The following is a 1,414-nucleotide window of genomic DNA, read 5'->3' as shown; positions in this document are numbered from 1 at the left end:
CGGGCCAGCTGATCTGGGCCAGCTTGACGGTGCAGAGGTAGTCGAACTCAGGATAGGTCAGGCCGTAGTGGTCGCAGGTGTTGCGGATGACGCTGACGTCGAAGGCGGCGTGGTGAGCCAGCACGGTGCGGCCTTCGAGACGCGGGGCGATGGCGGCCAGGACGGCGGGGAACTCCTCGGCGTCTTCGACCTGTTCGGGGCCAATGCCGTGGAAGGCGATGTTGAAACTGGCGAAGCGCATCCCCGGCGGGCGGATATAGTGGTGCTCAACGGATTCGATGACGCCGTCGTTGATCCAGGCCAGGCCGATGGAGCAGGGGCTGGCCCGCTGCTCATTGGCGGTTTCGAAGTCGATGGCGACGGCGTGCATCAGGAGATAAGCGCCAGCCACTCGTCCTCGGTCAGGACGGCGACACCGTGCTTTTCGGCGTCCTTCAGCTTGGACCCGGCGCCGGGACCGGCGACGACGTAGTCGGTCTTTTTCGACACCGAGCCTGAGACCTTGGCGCCGAGGCTTTCGGCGCGGGCCTTGGCTTCGTCGCGGGTGAAGCGTTCCAGCGAGCCGGTGAAGACGACGGTCTTGCCCGCCACCAGGCTGTCGGTCACGGGGGCGGCCACGTCCTCGACGCGCTCGAGTTCGGCCAGCAGGGCGTCGACGACCTGAAGGTTGTGCGGTTCGTGGAAGAAGTGGGCCAGGGCCTCGGCGGCGACCGGGCCGACGCCGGAGACGCCCGCGATCTGGTTCAGAATGTCAGACGGGCCTTCATCGCGTGCGACGGCGGCCCAGCGGGTCAGGTCGTTCCAGCCCTCGGAGATTTCCGCCAGCGAGCGGCGGGCGGGCGCGGCCATGCCGGGGAAGGCGAGGGCGATCTTCTGATCCATCGGCGCCTCGGGCCACGGATCGTCGGCGGTAGGCTGCGCCTCGGCCATCAGGCCCAAGACGCGGGTGGAAATGGCGTGGGTCGCGGCCAAGGCCTTCCAGTCGTCGCTGGCGAGGCCGTTCGCTGCGGTCATGCAGGCGTCGCGGAAGGCGGTCCAGCTGCCGAAGGCGCGCGACAGGACCAGAGAGGTCTGTTCGCCAATCTCGCGCACGCCCAGGCCGAAGATCAGGCGATCGAGGCTGATGACGCGGCGCGCGTCGATCCCGGCGATCAGGTTGCCGACGCTGGTCTCGCCATAGCCGTCCTCGGCGCGCAGCAGGGCCAGCTTCTCCTCGTCGCGGGCCAGGCGGAAGATATCGGCGGGCTCCTTGATCCAGCCGCGGGCGTGGAAGGCGATCAGCTGCTTTTCGCCGAGGCCCTCGATGTCGAAGGCGCGGCGGCTGACGAAGTGCTTGAGGCGCTCGACGATCTGGGCGTCGCAGATCAGGCCGCCGGTGCAGCGGCGCTTGACCTCGTCCCCCTCGCGCACGGCT

General features: G+C 68.6%; 2 protein-coding genes. Both read right to left on the bottom strand.

All coding sequences use genetic code 11. The features are described from left to right. Nucleotides 1-370: exonuclease domain-containing protein (locus ACU5AP_RS16260; protein WP_446681557.1), on the bottom strand; the 370-nt coding region annotated here is incomplete at its 3' end. Beyond that, the coding region (locus tag ACU5AP_RS16255; protein WP_446681556.1) for a BRCT domain-containing protein at nucleotides 370-1,414 on the bottom strand (1,045 nt) is incomplete at its 5' end. The genes ACU5AP_RS16255 and ACU5AP_RS16260, both read right to left, overlap by 1 nt.

The organism is Brevundimonas sp. RM1, assembly GCF_052907225.1.
Note: the sequence above shows the minus strand (reverse complement) of the source record. Positions and strands in the feature narration are given on the sequence as shown.